Genomic DNA, 17638 nt, shown 5'->3' on the forward strand with positions numbered 1-17638 from the left:
CTAATGCACTACACTGTTGGTAAATAAATTTCCACTTTCGTTCCTATCCCCATACTACTTTCAATCGCGATACTCCCTTGATGTTCTTCAATAATTTTATATGTAATCATTAATCCAAGACCTGTACCATTCTCTTTTGTTGTATAAAAAGCTTTTCCGATCTTTTCTATTTTCTCATTTTCTATCCCAAGACCTTGATCTTCAACAGAAATACACAAGTTCTCTCCAGCTTTTTCATATGCCAGAATCCGAATATTCCCGCCTCCTGGCATCGATTCAATTCCATTTTTGATGATGTTTAACAACACTTGTTTTAATTGCTTATCATCACCATTTATAACGGGTAAATTTCCATCTACTTGCAAATGAAATTTCACTTTATATTGAGTCGCATAGCTTTCCATTAACTGTACAACATATAAAAGGATTTCCCCTATATTACACCATTCATAATTTGTTGGTTTCGGTTTTCCTAATAACATCAATTCACTAACAAACCCATTAATTCTCTCAATTTCTTGCAGCATAATCTCATAGCTCATCGTATCTTCAGGATTTCTTTCTTTTTGAATTTGTGTAAATCCTTTTAAAGCTGTTAATGGATTTCGAATTTCATGAGCTATTGTTGTAGACATAGTCCCAATAACCGCTAAATTTTCTGTCTCTTTCATACTGTTCATCATCTCAACAACTGTCCTTACATAAGATTGAAATCTCTTTAATAAAGAATGCGAAATGATGAAAAAGAATATACATAATACAAGCGGAATCACAACTTTTGCATCTTGTAATATCAAAGTGAAAAATACATATTTTCCAATTACACTACAGGAAACGAAATAAAAATATTTTCTGTTCACAAAAATCGGTGCAAATAGAATTAAAAATATTTCAACCATATTTCCATTTTCAAAAACACGATCACTGTGTAAATAAATCATTAAGTTATTAATAAGATCAATAAGCATGTACCCAATTAAAAATAAGTATTTCACAAAATATACATAACCTTGTTTTTGAAGATATATTGAAATAGGAAATAAAGATATTACTAATATATATACACCTATTCCCATACCACCTTCTGGCCACCCTACCCTTGCTTCATTAATATTCATAGCAGGATAAACAAAATAATAGATAACGTCATATAAAAAGAAAATAATATAGAATAATAATATAAATACTTTTAAAGCTTCTCTTTCTTCATAAATCAAGCTCTTGTATTTGTTCATATAAAAACTCCTCTTGATCAATACAAAAAAACATTTCAAGTGTTATCTCTTTAAATTATAATTATGAAATTGCTTTCAGGGCAACATGTAACCTTCTAATACTAAAAGGAAGGAAGGAGATACAGCTCCTTCCTTTTCAGTTACAATTTATATCCATCTTACCCTATCATTTAGCAATCCATCTGTAAAATTATTATGTCCTACTACAAAATCCTTCATATATAAATTTAAATATTCCCCATACTTACTTTCAGTATTTAATAATAATTCTTCTACATAATAAGCGCCTTGTCCAAAAGTATCTAACAGTAAACTACATAAGCCAGCATAAATTCCACACCCTACTTGGAAGTACGTCGCATTTGTTTTATATTTTTGAAAAACTTGGCTACTATTCATTACATTATACATGTATGTCTCATTATGTTCATAAACGAGTAACACACCGACTAAATCTTCTCCTATAATATCATCTTCTGCTGGATTAAATACTTTACGATTCCAATTCCATAAATCTTCCACTTTATCTAAGTTCTGTCTAATTAAGTTTGTTGTATACTCATTGATCCGATAAAGAAAACCCACTTCCATATTAAAAGATTTCCCTAAAATTAAAACTTCTTCATGTGGCATTAAGCAACCATAAAATTCTTTTTCACCTAACTTTACTTTATACTCTGAAGCATATACATCCTCATAAAAGTAAAGTGGACGATGATGACTCATATACATAGGATAACTCCATATCGCTTCATCAAGAAAACGCTCAACTGCCCATGATGCATAAAGTGTATGAGGTTTTATAAGCTCTTTATCATTCAAAAATGAATTATCATGTTCTACAATATAGCATGCTCGCGGCTTTTCATTTGGACGTTCTTTCATAAGCTCAACAACCATCCATTGAACAACACCAGGATTCATACCTGAGCCTATAATCGCTCTTGTATTTGTAAATGTTTCTTTCTCCTTCTCAAACCTCGTATACCTTTCCGTAAGCTGAAAACCAAGTAAACTATCGTCTTGATCTACTGCCTCATTTTCCAAAGCCGAATTAATATAACAAATGCCAAGGTCATTACAACAACTCAGTACCCTAATTGTATCTGCACCTGAAACATCAATAACAACCTTCGTTCTTTTTTCCTTTAAATGATGTTTAAATTTGACTACATCTTGAAGGTTTATTTCATATAAAAAAAATTGCTCTTTCAAATTTGGAAACAACTCATCATAATAACTTTTATCTTTTTGTTTTATATCCACCAAATGGAAGTTCATATTCTTTATCACTTCATAAATTGGATCTTTTTCATTTACTACCGCTTGATTCAAAATTGCTAACACTGCTTTTGCTGCTCCACCAGCACTTCCAAGTAATGTAATCGAAAACGAATTTGGAAACTGCTCCACAAACAAAACCCCTTTAATAAAGTAGTTGAGCAGCTCTTCCTCAAAAAGTGAGTTGAATACACCAAAAGGTAGCTCGTACACCTTTAGTACAAGATTGCCCCTTCAAAGATTACACTAACATACCTATATGATATTCAATTCATTTTCCCCTCATATCCAAATCGAATTAAACAAATAGGCTCGACCTTTTCTTCCCTATATATAAAAGAAAAAGCCAGCCCTTTCAACTAGCCTACGGACAATGGACAGATTTCACATGTTGAATATTCACGTACATTTTTGCGTCACGTGCTTTTAATATTTCAATATGCCCTTCATCAATTTTCGTCATCTTTCCGATTTTATTAGATTCCTCGCCTAAATCAAACACCATAATTTTCCCTGACATTTTAATAAGCTGTTCTTCAAAAGTTCTAGCTAGAGTAATATTTAATGGATTTACGGGGAGTTCATTTTTATTGAGGGAATAAGGTACTTGGTTCTCTTTATAAGGAATTAACCACTTCAAATGCTTTAAAGATATATATACAGTTTTGTAAACAGGGCTATAAAAAACAATATAATCGTTCATCACACTTGTAACATAACCGTGTATCGGAACATTTCCTGCCACATAAATTTCTGTAAAAATCCCTTTAGATGTGATTAATACTTTTCTCAAAGAAATTGAAGGTGATTCCCTCTTAATTACAGAGTCCACACCAGGCTTTAATATTTCTTCATCATGCTCTCTTAAAAATTTATAATACTGGATATGGTATAAAGATATATATACATAGTCTTGTCCATTGTAAAGAACTACAATATCATTTCCTACATCAATTAATACACCTTTAAATCTTTTTTCACCGATTAATTTAACGTATATATTTTCTCCAATATTTTTGTTTAACTCATTCATCTATATCCTCCTTTCTATAAAATACTACTTTTCCTGCCTTCCATTTCTAAAAAAATAATCAGGGCAATGTTCTGTCTTTTAGTAGTAAGAAATTCTTTTTCATATATCGCTAATAATTGTAGCGAACTATGAAATCGTTCTTCACTTCCAATCATAATGCCCCTCTTATTTATCAAACATTATTCTTCTTCATTCTTTTTACACTTAACTACTTGATTCACACTCTTAATATGATAAATAATCACGTAAATGACTTCATCACCATTTACTAGCGTAATGCATTCATCATGTACTTCACTTAATAAACCTTCCACACACTCTGGTCCACCACGATTAACCTTTATCCACTTATACTTCAGGTCACTTAATACATCTAAAAAAGTATCTTCATCAGAATAGAAACATGAACCATAGTAATCGTCACATTTTGTTTCTTTCACTTTCTTGACTAGACTCTTCACATGTTTCAACTGATAATATACTACTTCTCCATGAGGTAATTGTAGTGTAAGGTAATCTTTCCCCAACGATAAAAGTACACCTACTCGACTTTCCGGCCCGCGCAGATTTACCTTTACATTTTCACCGACTAAACCTTTAATTTGATCACAGCATAATAGACTCTCCAATTTCATATCCTCCTTTCTTATTATCTTCCTCTTCTTGATTGTCTTTGTGCACGAGCTCGACTTGAATCATTGCTACTTTCATCACTTTTCTCATCGCTCTCTCCACATACTGATTCGTTATAACTAACACTTTTAATATGAGCTAGTGCAATTAATATAACTTCCTCTTTTATAATTAACGTTACATAATCACAAGAAACGTCTTGTAAAATGCCTTCAACTTTCTCTGGACCACCACGATTAATTTTTACCCAGCGGTATTTGAAGCTTTGAAGTAGCTTTTCAAAATCTTCTGCACAGTCATATTCCAACCAGCCACAATCATCTGTTACACAATCTTTCGTATTCTTTGTAATACTTTTCAGATGGCGAAGCTGATAGTAATAGCGCTCTCCTTTTTCATTCTTTAATACGAAGTAGTCCGTACACACTGATACTATTGTTCCTTTTTGAGATTCTGGTCCACCTCTGTTTACTCTTACATAAGATCCAATTAAATCTTTCAAAAAATCACAATGAAGTAAACTCACGAGAAAACCCCTTCCATTAATTTATAAGCTTTTGCACTGATAGTATATGTATCTGTACAGGTTATGTTCGCTATGTTTGTCCCCGCTATGAAAAAATATGCTTTTAACTAATAATACTAATCCCTATAAAATCTTCTTTCCCTTAAAGTAACTCTAGGATTTCGGATGACTTTTTCATCCCTTAATATAAAAAGCCCCCGTATTAAGATACATTTCTGCATATCTTAATACGGGGGCTTTTTATAAATTTAATCTTCGTCTTTAACATCCATATCTTCTGGAATTGGTTCATTTAATATTTCTTCCACTAACTGCTTATATTTCTCCATTTGTTCTAAATGTGTATTAAACTGTTCCTTATTTATTAAATATTGCTCTCCATCAAACAATGCACGAACTTTCTTTTGCTGAATTAAGTCTTCAACATACGATTTTGGTAATTTCAAATACTCCGCAGCCTCTTCTATCGTTATATACAATGTGTTCATTCCTTTATTATTTTTTCATATACATAATGTATCTTACTTTATTTTTGTAAACAAATAAAAAAGATTTTGTAAATACAAATTAAAAAGCAGGTAGATGCATTCCATATATTGTATAATAGTATAGTAAGTATTTTTTAAATATAGAATGGTATTACCCATTTACACAAAGGAGAGTTAACATATGGCTACTCGTCACATCATTACAATGTTAGAAAAAACATTACGAGTTGAAACAGAAAACACAATTTCTCATCTATCTAAGTCTTTATCCGATCGTATTCTTTCACAAAGTGCAGCAGTACATGAAAATAATTGTTATCATACGATTGGTGAATGGTACAAAAATCATTTCTTATTCCAACAAGATGATTTCCTTTGGGCTAAATACGTTTTCTATGATGCATATTGTGAAGCTATAAAAAAACAAGGCAATCTTACAAAACGCGTTCGTCAAATATTAGAATCATTAGCTCGACAACATGGAAAACAATATATTGTTTCTATACAAAATATTCCATTTCCTAATGAACAGACAAAAGGGACCGCATAATTTAATAATGGTCCGCACAAACCAACTATAGATTCATTGTTTCCTAGAAAGATTTACAAATAAAATGTTCAAGTCTTTGTATTCCCTTTTTATAGAAATACATTCATATGACATGAACTAATGAAAACGGTGTCATGAAAATGATTGAAAATATAGTAAACAGGAAAAACCCCATTTGTATCTCTCGTCCATAGAAATAGAGATGTAAATGGGGGTATACTTGTTCCTTTATTATTTCATCATCTGCTTAATCAATTCTCGATTTCTCTTCTTAAATACTTCATTATGAGAAGAAACCATTCCGTACTCACTTGCATCAGGTTGAATAAATTGTTTCGCTTTATTCACAGCGTTTCCAGCATCTTGGAATGCCCCTGCGATTAAATGCAATTTCCCTTCATGCTTTAAAATATCTCCAGCGGCATATAATCCGTCTACCGAGGACTCACTATTTGCATTCCCCGCAATATAATAATTGTCAACAATAGCAACATCTAGCTCACTATTTTCTAATAATGTTATATCGCGTTCATATCCATGATTAATAATAACTTCATCGATAGATAAATGAGAAATTTCTCCAGTTTCATGATTTGTTAATTCTATATATTCAATCGCTTCATGGTTATCACCAGCAATTAATTTTGTAATCGATGTATTAAAGAAACATTCTGCTGAACTGTTCATAAGTTGTTTTACTTGTGCTTCATGACCAGATAATTCTTCTTTTCTATATGTTAAATAAACTTTTTTTGCGATTGGTTCTAATTCGTTCGCCCAATCAATTGCGGAGTTCCCTCCACCTGAAATAATTACCGTTTTATCTTTGAAACGTTTTAACGATTTAACTGTATAATTTAAATTTGAGACTTCGAATCTCTCCGCACCTTCAATTGATAGCTTTTGTGGATTCAATATACCACTCCCAGTTGCGACGATCACTGTTTTTGAAAAATGTTCTTCCCCAGAGCTTGTTTTTAATGTAAAAATGCCATCCTGATTACGAATAATCGATTCTATTTTTGTATTCAATACAACTTCAGGCTGAAATGTTAATCCTTGTTGTACAAGTTGCTCAATTAATTTATCACCAGTAACCGGTAATAATCCGCCAATATCCCAAATCATTTTCTCCGGATAAACATGTATTTTTCCACCTAACTGTGGTTGAAATTCTATTATTTTCGTTTTCATCTCTCTTAGTCCACTATAAAAAGCTGAATAAAGCCCTGCAGGTCCTCCGCCTATCACAGTTACATCAAACAATTCTTCTTGATTCATTCGTGTCACTCCTCAGCTACTAATAATTGATTATCATTCTCAATAAAATATAACTTGTTTTTATAAATTTTACAATCAAAATCACTATTGACAATACACCTATATAAAATTATAGTATTTAAAGAATCAATAGTGATAATCATTATCAATTTGTTAATTATTAGCAACTGTGAGATTACATCTTCTTCTATTACTATGGTGAATACTATATGGTAAAATCTCAAGTTCAAGATTGTTAATAAGACTTTTGTATTACCACTAACTTTTCAAAAGATCAAAGCTAAACAATTTATTGTATATCACATATCATCTATCAAAAGGAGCAAGACGATGAAAAAATTATTCATTTCACTAACAGTTCTGTTCGTCCTTGTTATGAGTGCTTGTAGCAATGGTTCAACAGACAAGAAGAACGACGCAAAAGGTAAGAAATCAGAAACAATTACATACCAATCTGAAAATGGTAAAGTTGAAGTTCCAGCAAATCCACAACGTGTTGTTGTCCTATCATCATTCGCTGGTAACGTAATGTCATTAGGTGTAAATCTTGTTGGGGTAGATTCATGGTCTAAACAAAACCCACGTTTTGATAGCAAACTGAAAAATGTCGCTGAAGTATCAGATGAGAATGTTGAAAAAATTGCTGAATTAAATCCAGATTTAATCATTGGTTTATCAAATATTAAAAATGTTGATAAGTTAAAGAAAATCGCTCCTACTGTAACATACACTTACGGAAAAGTTGATTACTTAACACAACACTTAGAAATCGGTAAATTATTAAATAAAGAAAAAGAAGCAAAAACTTGGGTTGATGATTTCAAGAAACGCGCACAAACAGCTGGAAAAGACATTAAAGCGAAGATCGGTGAAGATGCAACCGTTTCTGTTGTTGAAAACTTCAACAAGCAGCTTTACGTATACGGCGAAAACTGGGGCCGTGGAACAGAAATTCTTTACCAAGAAATGAAATTAAAAATGCCTGAAAAAGTAAAAGAAAAAGCTTTAAAAGAAGGATACTACGCATTATCTACTGAGGTATTACCTGAGTTTGCTGGTGATTACTTAATCGTAAGTAAAAACAAAGATACTGATAACTCATTCCAAGAGACAGAATCATATAAAAACATTCCGGCAGTAAAAAATAATCGTGTATATGAAGCAAACATGATGGAATTCTATTTCAATGATCCACTTACATTAGATTTCCAACTAGACTTCTTCAAGAAGAGCTTTCTTGGTCAATAATACAAACATGAGGAATTCTTAATTTAAGAATTCCTCTTCCTTTATTCTATGAAAAGAAAAGATGTGAAACTGATGAAAAAAGAGCAAGACAACCTACGTTCCAACGCTTTTACATACAAATTAATTTTGAGTATCATTGCATTCTTTCTTATTTTTATGTTTGCAATGGTGTTAGGCGCTGCAGATACTTCTATAAAAGACGTATGGTTAGCACTTACTTCCTCTGCTAAAGGAGATAAGCTATCCATCCTTCGTGAAATACGTTTACCACGTGAAGTTGCTGCTATTTTTGTAGGAGCTGGACTCGCTGTTTCTGGTGCAATTATGCAAGGATTAACGCGAAACCCACTTGCCGATCCTGGATTACTTGGCCTAACTGGTGGCGCAAATGCTGCACTTGCACTAACACTTGCCTTCAATCCTTCTATAAGCTACCTTTACTTAACACTAGCTTGCTTTATCGGTGCTGCAATTGGCGCTATTATGGTATTTGGAATTGGCATGGTGAAAAAGGGCGGACTTTCTCCTCTTCGAATTGTATTAGCTGGTGCTGCTGTTTCAGCATTTCTACTTGCAATCTCAGAAGGTGTTGGCATTTACTTTAAAATTTCACAAGATGTATCAATGTGGACGGCTGGGGGCGTAATTGGAACGAGTTGGAGCCAATTAAAAATTATTATTCCGGTTATTTCAATAAGTATATTTATCGCTATCTTACTTGCAAAGAAATTAACAGTTCTTAGTTTCAGTGAAGAAGTTGCCGTTGGACTCGGTCAAAAAATAATCGTTATTAAAACGATTTTATTTATCATTATTATCTTACTTGCTGGTGCTTCTGTAGCACTTGTCGGAAACATGGCATTTATCGGCCTTATGGTACCCCATATGGTTCGTCCAATCGTTGGACCAGATTACCGTTTTGTTATACCGATGTCAGCGATTGCTGGTGCTTCTTTTATGCTGCTCGCAGACACAATCGGACGTACAATTAACGCTCCATATGAAACACCAGTTGCTGCAATCGTCGCAATTGTAGGATTACCATTCTTCCTATTTATTGTACGTAAAGGAGGAAGAACTTTCTCATGATGCAATCTATTCTAAAGAAACAACGCCTTATCATACTTGCATTACTCATACTTACCATCACAACAATTGTAATTGGAATGGGACTCGGTTCTGCCGCTCTCTCCTATGACAGATTAATCCCAACACTTATGGGACAAGGTACATTTAAAGAAGAATTCGTTTTATATTCTTTAAGGCTACCTAGAATCGTCATTACATTATTAGCCGGTATGGCACTCGCTTTATCAGGTGCTATATTACAAGGTATTACCCGAAACGATTTAGCTGAACCTGGTATTCTCGGCATTAACGCTGGTGCTGGTGTTGCAGTTTCTGTTTTCTTTCTATACTTCCCGATAGACGTAGGTTCATTTCTTTACCTACTACCAGTCGTTGGATTTATCGGTGCGTTTCTAACAGCTGTTCTAATTTACGTATTTTCATATAGCAAATCCACAGGCCTTCAGCCAATAAGATTAACATTAACCGGCATCGGTTTTTCCTTTGCACTATCTGGCGCGATGATTGTACTTATTTCATCTGCAGATCGTATGAAAGTAGACTTTATCGCTAAATGGATTGCCGGAAACATTTGGGGAGATGACTGGACATTTGTTTTAGCAATGCTTCCATGGCTAATCGTATTAATCCCATTTGTCTTCTATAAAGCAAATCGATTAAATATACTAGCATTAAACGAACCAGTAGCAATCGGTGTTGGAATTGAAATTGAAAAAGAACGAAGATACTTATTAATCGCAGCCGTTGCACTTGCTGCCGCTGCTGTTTCCGTAACAGGAGGCATTAGCTTTATCGGACTTATGGCTCCTCACATCGCCAAATCTTTAGTAGGTCCAAGGCATCAAATATTCATCCCTATCGCCGTTTTAATCGGCGGATGGTTATTACTACTAGCGGATACAATTGGACGAAATATCGTCGAACCTAGCGGTATTCCAGCTGGTATTGTCGTTGCTTTAATTGGTGCACCTTACTTTATGTATTTGTTGCTCAAGAAAGTGTAAGAAACACCCTCAAGATTTTTTCTTGAGGGTGTTTTCATTTCATTCTACTGCTGTCCATACCCTTCAAACTTCTTCGACAAATTCTCCATCTCGTCTTCTGGCAGTAATTTCGGTTCTCCGACACTTTTCGTTTGATAATAAATTTGAGCACAAAACTCTATTTCTTCTGCAATAGTAAACGCCATTTTTATATTATTTGCACCAGCCATTAAACCATGATTCGCAAGTAAAACTGCACGACGATCAATCATTCCTTCCAAAGCAGCCTCTGCTAATTGCTTCGTACCAAATGTTTCATATGGTGCACAGCGAACATTCGGACCTGCAAAAGCAATTAAATATGATACAGCAGGAAGTTCCCATCCTAATGATGCGATTGTCTTCGCATAAGGAGAATGTGTATGTACAAGCGCATTTATATCTTCACGATTTCTATAATAGATAAGGTGCATATCTAATTCGCTTGATGGTTTTCTCTCTCCTTCTATCACTTCACCATCTAAATTCAATATAACTACATCTTCAGGCGTCGTTTCATAATAATCTAGACCACTTGGGCTAATTGCAACAAGACCTTGTTCACGATTGAAAATACTAATATTACCGCCAGTCCCCTTTGTTAAACCACTAGAAATCATTTTCTTTCCGTACGCTACAACTTCTTCTCTTTCGTTTTGTAATAACATATACATCCCCCTAAGTATGAAGCTTATGATGACTGACTATATATCTACTTACTAAAATAGCTTTTTTAAGTTCTCCGTAAACGGTGCTTCCACAATCCCTTTTTCCGTAATAATCGCTGTTACATTTTCATATGGCGTGACATCAAATGCCGGATTGTATACTTTACTTTCTTGCGGAGCAGAGTATTGTCCGAAACGATTGATTACTTCAGAAGCATCCCTTTCTTCAATTGGAATTTCTTTTCCTGTCAGTGTTTTCAAATCAATTGTCGGCGTTGGTGCTGCTACATAAAACGGAATGTTGTAGTATTTAGCTAAAATAGATACGCCTAATGTTCCAATTTTATTTGCTACATCCCCATTTGCTGCTACGCGGTCACATCCAACGATTACCGCATCGATTTTCCCTTGTGACATGACCATTGCTGCCATATTATCTGTAATGACCGTTACATCGATTCCCGCTCGCTGTAGTTCTAATGCTGTTAACGTTGAACCTTGTAATCTAGGACGTGTTTCATCTGAATAGATTTTTAAGTCCCATCCTTTTTCTTTCGCTAAGTACATTGGAGCTGTCGCAGTACCATACTTAGTCGTTGCTAACGCACCTGCATTACAATGCGTTAATACCCCCATGCCATCATGGAATAATGTTAATGCATGTTCTCCAATTTGACGGTTAATTTCTTCATCTTCTCTATGAATCTCTTTTGCTTCTTCTAATAATCTATCTTTCAACTGCGCAATTGATAAGTGAGCATTCTCTTTCGCGACACTTTCCATTCTTTCAAGCGCCCAAAATAAATTTACTGCCGTCGGTCTTGATGTCGCTAAGTATGCACATACCTTTTTTACTTCCGCTATGAATTCTTCCGCCGAACTTTCCGCAACTTCCTTTACTCCTAAATACACACCGTAGGCTGCTGAAACACCTATTGCCGGCGCTCCTCGTACTTTCATTACTTGAATCGCATCCCACACACCCTCAGCCGTTTTAAAAGATTCATAGACTATTTCGTTCGGTAATACCGTTTGATCCAATAACACTAAAGCATCATCTTTCCACTGAATTGGTATTAATTGCTCTGCCATCATCTTCTCCCCTTATTTCGCACTATGCATTGACTGTTTTTTTAACGTTTCTACAAAGCTACTACCTGTTTTATATTGATTCGCTTGTAAAATAAACTTCTTCGCTGCCTGAAGACAAATTCGCTCCGCTCTAGCACGCGCTGCATCATTCTCAATACAAGTCATATCCTTCACCTTCGCTAGACCAACAATACGACGAATTAACTCAAGACCCGTCACTGCAGCTGTATCCTCTAATACAGATTGTAAATAAACTTGGTTAAAACCTTCTTCCTTCGCCATAATCTCTGTTACATGAATATCCCAAGCATCTAAAAACTTCTTCTTAAATAAATCAATTACATCTATCATGGTAGATTCTATCCAGTTCATATATGTATCTTTCTCAATACTAGATTGCATCACTGCATCTGCATTCACCCATGCAAACATTAAATTCGCCATTATATTCCCAACGTCATATCCCATAGGTCCATAAAAAGCAAATTCAGGATCAATAACCTTTGTAGAATCACTTTTTACAAAAACAGAACCAGTATGTAAATCACCGTGAAGCAGCGCTTGTGCATTCGTCATAAAAGAAAACTTAAGTTTTGCTACTTCCATACGAAGCTCTTTATCACTATAAATAAGCTCTCTAATCCATCCTTCGTTTAATTGAAACAATTCGTTGCGTTTATTATGATTTGTAAATGGCTCTGAATATACGAGGTCCTCTGTAATCTCACATAACTCAGGATTTATATAATTCTTCACGAGTTCCTTCTTCTCTTTATGATTCATTACAACATCTGATGTTAATAGAAGGGTATTTACCATAAAAGTAGTTAAATCATCAGCAAGCCTCGGAAACATTTGATGATTTATGAGTGCTGTACGCAATATTGTGTGATCTGATAAATCTTCCATCATGCAACAATTCATCACACTATCGAACAAATATACATTTGGCACGAGTCCAGGTGCTAATTCTCCTTCTAATCGTAAAACATCTGATTCTATACGGATTCGATTCGTCGACAACTTAAACTCATCTGAAATACGCGCTGTATCCCCAGCTTGTTTTACAATGACAGAAATGCTCTTCTGTTCATCACAAACGCGGAACACATAATTTAAATTACCCTCACCTATTTCTTTACATTTTAGCCCCTTCGCATGCTCGAACTTAGGTAATTTCTCTTGCACATATGCAATCACATCTTTAGCTTCCATTAAAAAATACTTCGTGAACTTAGACATGGTTTCCCCTCCATACCAAATGTAAACGTTTTCTAAAAGCTATAAAAAATAATAAGTTAAATTTTTTCACCCTATATTATATCTTCTTCTTTTTGAAAGATATATCTAGGTTTTATTATATCTTGTTAAAAATGGGAGTCAATGCTTCTATTTTCTTAGTTTTTCTTCTCTAAATAAAGGGAAATTCCAGTCCAACTGATGATTCGTTTGCACCACTCCAATACTTACAATAGCTGTATTCATCTAACCCCTTTCTTTACCTTTGAGCTTTCAGTTAGAACATTATTTCCTGCACATTACAGGATAAGTCGTTAAAAACCACGGATTCCATAACATGCAAATACATTAAATCTTTATATTTAATATATACAATTTAAATATTGGAAATTTTATTATATATTATTGAAGAAGAGGTGATTACTCCATGTGGAAACAAGCCATTGGTTGGCTTCTCATCACTATGATGATGTTTTTAATGATACATATTAACTTTCGAGATAGTGATACAAATCTCATTCAAAAACGTGCACAAAATGGGACAATCAACTTAAGTGACCTTCCTTCAAATGCGAAAATATTATCTTTAGCAGGCGAATGGAAATTCACCCCAAATGAATTTGTGGTTTTGAACCACTTTCAAGAAAAAGCTCCAAATCAACTTGTGCCTGGACAGTGGGAATCCAAAGCACAATACGGTTCGTACCAATTAAAGATCGAGCTACCTAAGCATTTTTCTGAAGTTGGTTTTCGAATTCGAAACATTTGGTCCGCCCATACCATTTATGTAAACGGCGAAAAAGTTTCTGAAATAGGTCAGATTGGAAAATCAAAAGAATCTACAAAACCTGAAAATCCATCATATGAAATTTATTTAAAGCCGAAAACAAAAGAGTTACTCATAACAATTCACGTTTCAAATTTTTACAATGTACGCGGAGGTATTATTTTTCCAATCGATTTCGGTGATGCTAAAGCGATGCAAGAAGACGTAGCAGAAGATACAAATATCGAATGGACAGCTGTTTCCATATTATTAGTTTTTAGTATTTTCCATCTTACTATCTTTTTGTTACGTAAAAAAGATGATGGCTTTTTTTATAGCGGTTGTTATTTCCTAAGCCTAGCACTAATTGTTATGACACGTGGAGAACGTATATTACTTCGTGCTGTTCCTAATATCCCTTTTGAATTTTATTTTCGATTACAGGACTCTATTACATTTTTTAGTGCCATTTTATTACCATTTTTCATTTCAAAAACTATGCCGACTATTATAAATAAAAAACAACTGCTTTTATTATTTTCACCTTTCGCTATTTATAGCGTAGGAATCATCTTATTTCCAGCTCGGTCGCTCTCAAATCTACAAACACCATTCTTTTTTTATATGAATATAATGTTGTTGTGGATTATCCTAAGAATGACTCAGCTCATCGTACAAAAAAGGTGGATTATTAGTAAAAACGAAATTTTAATTTTCACCCTGATGTTACTTACTCTATTTATGTTTCTTTTTAGCGGTACACTCGAACAACTTTTTGCATCAGGTCGTAATATATTTAACCGCTTTGGGCTACTAGGGTTCATTATCATGATGAATGTTTTTTTAGGAACACGTTTTATTAATCGTACCGAGGAGGCCGAGCACTTATCAAAAAAATTAGAAGCTATTCATTTAACAAAAGATTCTTTTTTAAAAGTAACGACACAAGAATTAAAAGACCCTTTATACCATGCAATTAATTTAATTAAATCTGTAAAAGCTAATGATAAAAAAGAGAAGCATTCAAATGAGCTACATTTATTAGAACAACTTACAGAGCGTTTACTATACCTTACTAATGATCTACAAGATTTCACAAAAATTAAATTTCATGATTATTCTTTTGCAGCAAGATCAACAAATATAAAAATGGTTCTGAATCATGTTTATAAATTAATGGAACTAGCTCTCTCAAGAAAACATATTACATATCAAGAATATGTACCAAATAATTTACACGGACTAGTAGACGAAGATCGATTAACACAAGTTCTTTATCGTATTTTAGAAGAATGTTGTTACTATGCAATAGATGGGAAAATTATTATTGATGCTCAGCATATAGGAGAAAATATTCATTTAACCTTTAAAGCTACTAGCAATTCTATTGTTACTTATGAGGATACTCGTACTGAAATTGGTTTATTAATAAGTAAAGAACTGCTAGAACGTATGGATGGACATTTACAAGTAGATTACTATAAAACTTCTATCCTATTTAAAATACAAGTTCCTTTTTATGAATATAAAGAAATACATACTATTTTACAGAAACAACATGATTTTAAAGAAGTTTCTCAAGTAAATACTAGTCACCAGCCAAAAATTTTAATTGTAGATGATGATGTCATACATACAGAGGTGCTAAAATCTTTACTAGCAGAAAAATACAATATTACCACTGTCCATTCAGCTCAAGAAGCTATTTTCTTGTTAGAGAACACGAAAGATTTCGCGCTTCTTATCATAGATGAAACTCTTCCTGAGATTGGAGGGGTCGAACTAGCTAAACACATACGCCAAAAAACATCAGTATTAGAATTACCTATTCTAATGTTAAGTTCAAAAGATTATCCAACGCATGTAGATCATTTATTTGCAAGTGGAATAACTGATTACTTAGTCAAACCTTGTACAAAACAATTGCTATTAGCTAGATTACATACTATTTTCCAAACAAAAGAAGCGATACTGCAAGCATTTGAAAATGAAATGGCCTTTCTACAGGCACAAATTAAACCACACTTCTTATATAATGCAATGAGTAATATTATTTCATTTTGTTATACAGATAGCGAACGTGCTGCACATCTCCTAACGATGCTAAGCTCTTACTTACGCTATATATTTGAATCTGGAAACGAAACAAATTACTCTACATTACAAAAAGAAATTTCTATCATTCAAGCATATGTAGAAATTGAAAAGGCACGATTTGGCGAACGTCTTTCTTTTTCATATGAAGTTGACATTATTGAATCTTTAGATGAAATATATATACCTAATTTACTCGTACAACCACTTGTGGAAAATGCAATACGCCACGGTCTATTTGAGAAAGAAGGAAACGGTCATGTACAAATTAATATAAAACAAATAAAAGAAATTTTATTTATACAAGTAATAGATAACGGTATTGGGATGTCAGAAACAACCATACACAATTTGTTAAATGGGACTCTTCAGAACCAAGGAATTGGATTTTCCAATGTTTTACGTCGTGTTCGAAAGTTTTCCAATGGAACTGTAGAGATTTATTCTATTGAAAATAAAGGAACAACTATTAATGTAACGATTCCATTAAAGGAGAGAACATAGTGTGGCGAATAGTAATAATAGAGGATGAAAAGCCTATTTTAGATTTACATAATCATTTATTAACAAAACATGGCAGATTTCAAATTATTGATACTTTCCAGTCACCATTAGAGGCAATAAAAATGCTTCCGCATTATACATTAGACGCTATTTTACTAGATATTGAAATGCCTAAAATGACAGGAATTGAACTTGCTAAGAAATTAGTAGATGACGGTATTGATGTTCCAATTATTTTTTCTACCGCTTATCCCAACTATGCTTTAGAAGCTTTTCGGGTACAAGCTCTCGATTATATATTAAAACCGTTAACACCTAGTGCTGTACAAGATTTAGATTACCGTCTAAAAAAATATTACGGTGTTCCAAATCAACAAAAAATTTCAAATACCCTTCAAGTACAACTGTACGGTAATGCCTTTATAAAAAAAGACCATCAATCACTAAAGTGGCCTACCCGTGTTACTGAAGAGCTTTTTTATTACTTCCTTCTCCATAAAGAAAAAACTGTTTCAAAATGGCAGATCCTTGATGATATTTGGCCTAACATAGATGAAAAACGTGCATTAGCAAATTTGTATAATACTATTTATCGAATACGGCAACTATTTAGCGAGCTAAATATCCCTCTCAAAATTGAGCGTACAACTGATGGTTATGGAATACAGATTAACCACACAGTTCAATTTATAGAAAGATACAATACTGATGAACTATTATTAGAGTCCAAAGGATATTTATGGGCTTACAAACTTCAAAATATACAACTTTAAGAAACCTGTTTCTAAGCTGAAACAGGTTTCTTTTTTATAACAAATCCCTTGAGAGATTTTTGAGAGAAACGTTTGATACATTAATGAATAGAAATAAATAACATTTAAAGTATTAT

At 33.5% G+C, this 17638-nt stretch carries 17 protein-coding genes; 6 read left to right on the plus strand and 11 right to left on the minus strand.

Translation table 11 applies throughout. From position 1 onward, the window contains the following. Positions 1–8: 8 nt before the first annotated feature. From MR155_RS19620 to MR155_RS19650, 7 genes are all read right to left on the minus strand, one after another. Complete coding sequence (locus MR155_RS19620) at positions 9–1235, minus strand: ATP-binding protein (RefSeq protein WP_219300413.1); 1227 nt, start codon at positions 1233–1235, stop codon at positions 9–11. A 147-nt stretch (positions 1236–1382) separates the two neighbouring features. Continuing rightward, positions 1383–2648, minus strand: a complete 1266-nt coding sequence (locus tag MR155_RS19625; RefSeq protein WP_219300416.1) for an S-adenosylmethionine decarboxylase related protein — start codon at positions 2646–2648, stop codon at positions 1383–1385. Between the two features lie 232 nt (positions 2649–2880). Then, entirely contained in the window at positions 2881–3549 is a 669-nt protein-coding gene (locus MR155_RS19630) for an LSm family protein (RefSeq protein WP_002016710.1), read from the minus strand. A 14-nt stretch (positions 3550–3563) separates the two neighbouring features. After that, positions 3564–3704, minus strand: coding sequence for a hypothetical protein (locus tag MR155_RS19635; RefSeq protein ID WP_219300418.1), 141 nt, complete (start codon positions 3702–3704; stop codon positions 3564–3566). Positions 3705–3728: 24 nt separating this feature from the next. Continuing rightward, positions 3729–4178 (minus strand): spore coat protein, encoded by a 450-nt coding sequence (locus tag MR155_RS19640; RefSeq protein WP_113938009.1) that lies wholly within the window; start codon positions 4176–4178, stop codon positions 3729–3731. 20 nt (positions 4179–4198) lie between these two features. Continuing rightward, complete coding sequence (locus tag MR155_RS19645) at positions 4199–4708, minus strand: spore coat protein (protein ID WP_113938010.1); 510 nt, start codon at positions 4706–4708, stop codon at positions 4199–4201. A 248-nt stretch (positions 4709–4956) separates the two neighbouring features. Then, positions 4957–5196 (minus strand): helix-turn-helix domain-containing protein, encoded by a 240-nt coding sequence (locus tag MR155_RS19650; RefSeq protein ID WP_002010190.1) that lies wholly within the window; start codon positions 5194–5196, stop codon positions 4957–4959. A 181-nt stretch (positions 5197–5377) separates the two neighbouring features. Here MR155_RS19650 and MR155_RS19655 point away from each other — a divergent pair, with 181 nt between their 5' ends. Further along, the gene (locus MR155_RS19655) at positions 5378–5746 is read left to right on the plus strand and encodes a hypothetical protein (RefSeq protein WP_016103223.1); all 369 of its coding nucleotides are present in this window, start codon (positions 5378–5380) and stop codon (positions 5744–5746) included. Positions 5747–5977: 231 nt separating this feature from the next. On the opposite strand, the gene MR155_RS19660 is transcribed toward MR155_RS19655, so the two are convergent. Continuing rightward, positions 5978–7027 carry an NAD(P)/FAD-dependent oxidoreductase gene (locus MR155_RS19660; RefSeq protein WP_113938012.1) on the minus strand — a complete coding sequence of 350 codons (1050 nt, stop codon included), beginning with the start codon at positions 7025–7027 and terminating at the stop codon, positions 5978–5980. 330 nt (positions 7028–7357) lie between these two features. Here MR155_RS19660 and MR155_RS19665 point away from each other — a divergent pair, with 330 nt between their 5' ends. The 3 genes from MR155_RS19665 to MR155_RS19675 are packed head-to-tail and all read left to right on the plus strand — an operon-like array spanning position 7358 to position 10368. Then, positions 7358–8275, plus strand: a complete 918-nt coding sequence (locus tag MR155_RS19665) for an iron-hydroxamate ABC transporter substrate-binding protein (RefSeq protein WP_000732562.1) — start codon at positions 7358–7360, stop codon at positions 8273–8275. A 48-nt stretch (positions 8276–8323) separates the two neighbouring features. Further along, positions 8324–9364, plus strand: a complete 1041-nt coding sequence (locus MR155_RS19670) for a FecCD family ABC transporter permease (protein ID WP_002139451.1) — start codon at positions 8324–8326, stop codon at positions 9362–9364. Then, complete coding sequence (locus MR155_RS19675) at positions 9361–10368, plus strand: FecCD family ABC transporter permease (RefSeq protein WP_044444293.1); 1008 nt, start codon at positions 9361–9363, stop codon at positions 10366–10368. The genes MR155_RS19670 and MR155_RS19675 overlap by 4 nt, the downstream gene beginning before the upstream one ends. Before the next feature lie 44 nt (positions 10369–10412). Here the strand turns inward: MR155_RS19675 and MR155_RS19680 are convergent, their stop codons facing one another. From MR155_RS19680 to mtnK, 3 genes are read right to left on the minus strand one after another with little or no spacing between them, the layout of a single operon-like run. After that, positions 10413–11054: an L-fuculose-phosphate aldolase gene (locus MR155_RS19680; protein WP_219300424.1), complete on the minus strand. Its 642-nt coding sequence runs from the start codon at positions 11052–11054 to the stop codon at positions 10413–10415. A 51-nt stretch (positions 11055–11105) separates the two neighbouring features. Beyond that, on the minus strand, positions 11106–12146 hold the full coding sequence (gene mtnA, locus MR155_RS19685; protein ID WP_219300426.1) for an S-methyl-5-thioribose-1-phosphate isomerase: 1041 nt from the start codon (positions 12144–12146) through the stop codon (positions 11106–11108). A 12-nt stretch (positions 12147–12158) separates the two neighbouring features. Beyond that, positions 12159–13388, minus strand: a complete 1230-nt coding sequence (mtnK, locus tag MR155_RS19690) for an S-methyl-5-thioribose kinase (RefSeq protein ID WP_242310886.1) — start codon at positions 13386–13388, stop codon at positions 12159–12161. A gap of 424 nt (positions 13389–13812) precedes the next feature. Here mtnK and MR155_RS19695 point away from each other — a divergent pair, with 424 nt between their 5' ends. Both MR155_RS19695 and MR155_RS19700 read left to right on the plus strand, forming a co-directional pair. After that, positions 13813–16749, plus strand: a complete 2937-nt coding sequence (locus tag MR155_RS19695; RefSeq protein WP_242310887.1) for a histidine kinase — start codon at positions 13813–13815, stop codon at positions 16747–16749. Further along, entirely contained in the window at positions 16749–17522 is a 774-nt protein-coding gene (locus MR155_RS19700) for a response regulator (RefSeq protein WP_242310888.1), read from the plus strand. The genes MR155_RS19695 and MR155_RS19700 overlap by 1 nt, the downstream gene beginning before the upstream one ends. The last annotated feature ends 116 nt before the right edge of the window (positions 17523–17638 follow it).

Origin of the sequence: Bacillus cereus group sp. BfR-BA-01331, from assembly GCF_022663915.1 — a bacterium.
GTDB classification, from domain to species: domain Bacteria; phylum Bacillota; class Bacilli; order Bacillales; family Bacillaceae_G; genus Bacillus_A; species Bacillus_A mycoides.

Coding starts and splice junctions, on each gene's coding strand:
- MR155_RS19670 (WP_002139451.1), top strand. CDS start 8,324: ATGAAAAGAAAAGATGTGAAACTGATGAAAAAAGAGCAAGACAACCTA.
- MR155_RS19650 (WP_002010190.1), bottom strand. CDS start 5,196: ATGAACACATTGTATATAACGATAGAAGAGGCTGCGGAGTATTTGAAA.
- MR155_RS19675 (WP_044444293.1), top strand. CDS start 9,361: ATGATGCAATCTATTCTAAAGAAACAACGCCTTATCATACTTGCATTA.
- MR155_RS19630 (WP_002016710.1), bottom strand. CDS start 3,549: ATGAATGAGTTAAACAAAAATATTGGAGAAAATATATACGTTAAATTA.
- mtnK (WP_242310886.1), bottom strand. CDS start 13,388: ATGTCTAAGTTCACGAAGTATTTTTTAATGGAAGCTAAAGATGTGATT.
- MR155_RS19695 (WP_242310887.1), top strand. CDS start 13,813: ATGTGGAAACAAGCCATTGGTTGGCTTCTCATCACTATGATGATGTTT.
- MR155_RS19620 (WP_219300413.1), bottom strand. CDS start 1,235: ATGAACAAATACAAGAGCTTGATTTATGAAGAAAGAGAAGCTTTAAAA.
- MR155_RS19680 (WP_219300424.1), bottom strand. CDS start 11,054: ATGTTATTACAAAACGAAAGAGAAGAAGTTGTAGCGTACGGAAAGAAA.
- MR155_RS19655 (WP_016103223.1), top strand. CDS start 5,378: ATGGCTACTCGTCACATCATTACAATGTTAGAAAAAACATTACGAGTT.
- MR155_RS19635 (WP_219300418.1), bottom strand. CDS start 3,704: ATGATTGGAAGTGAAGAACGATTTCATAGTTCGCTACAATTATTAGCG.
- MR155_RS19660 (WP_113938012.1), bottom strand. CDS start 7,027: ATGAATCAAGAAGAATTGTTTGATGTAACTGTGATAGGCGGAGGACCT.
- mtnA (WP_219300426.1), bottom strand. CDS start 12,146: ATGGCAGAGCAATTAATACCAATTCAGTGGAAAGATGATGCTTTAGTG.
- MR155_RS19665 (WP_000732562.1), top strand. CDS start 7,358: ATGAAAAAATTATTCATTTCACTAACAGTTCTGTTCGTCCTTGTTATG.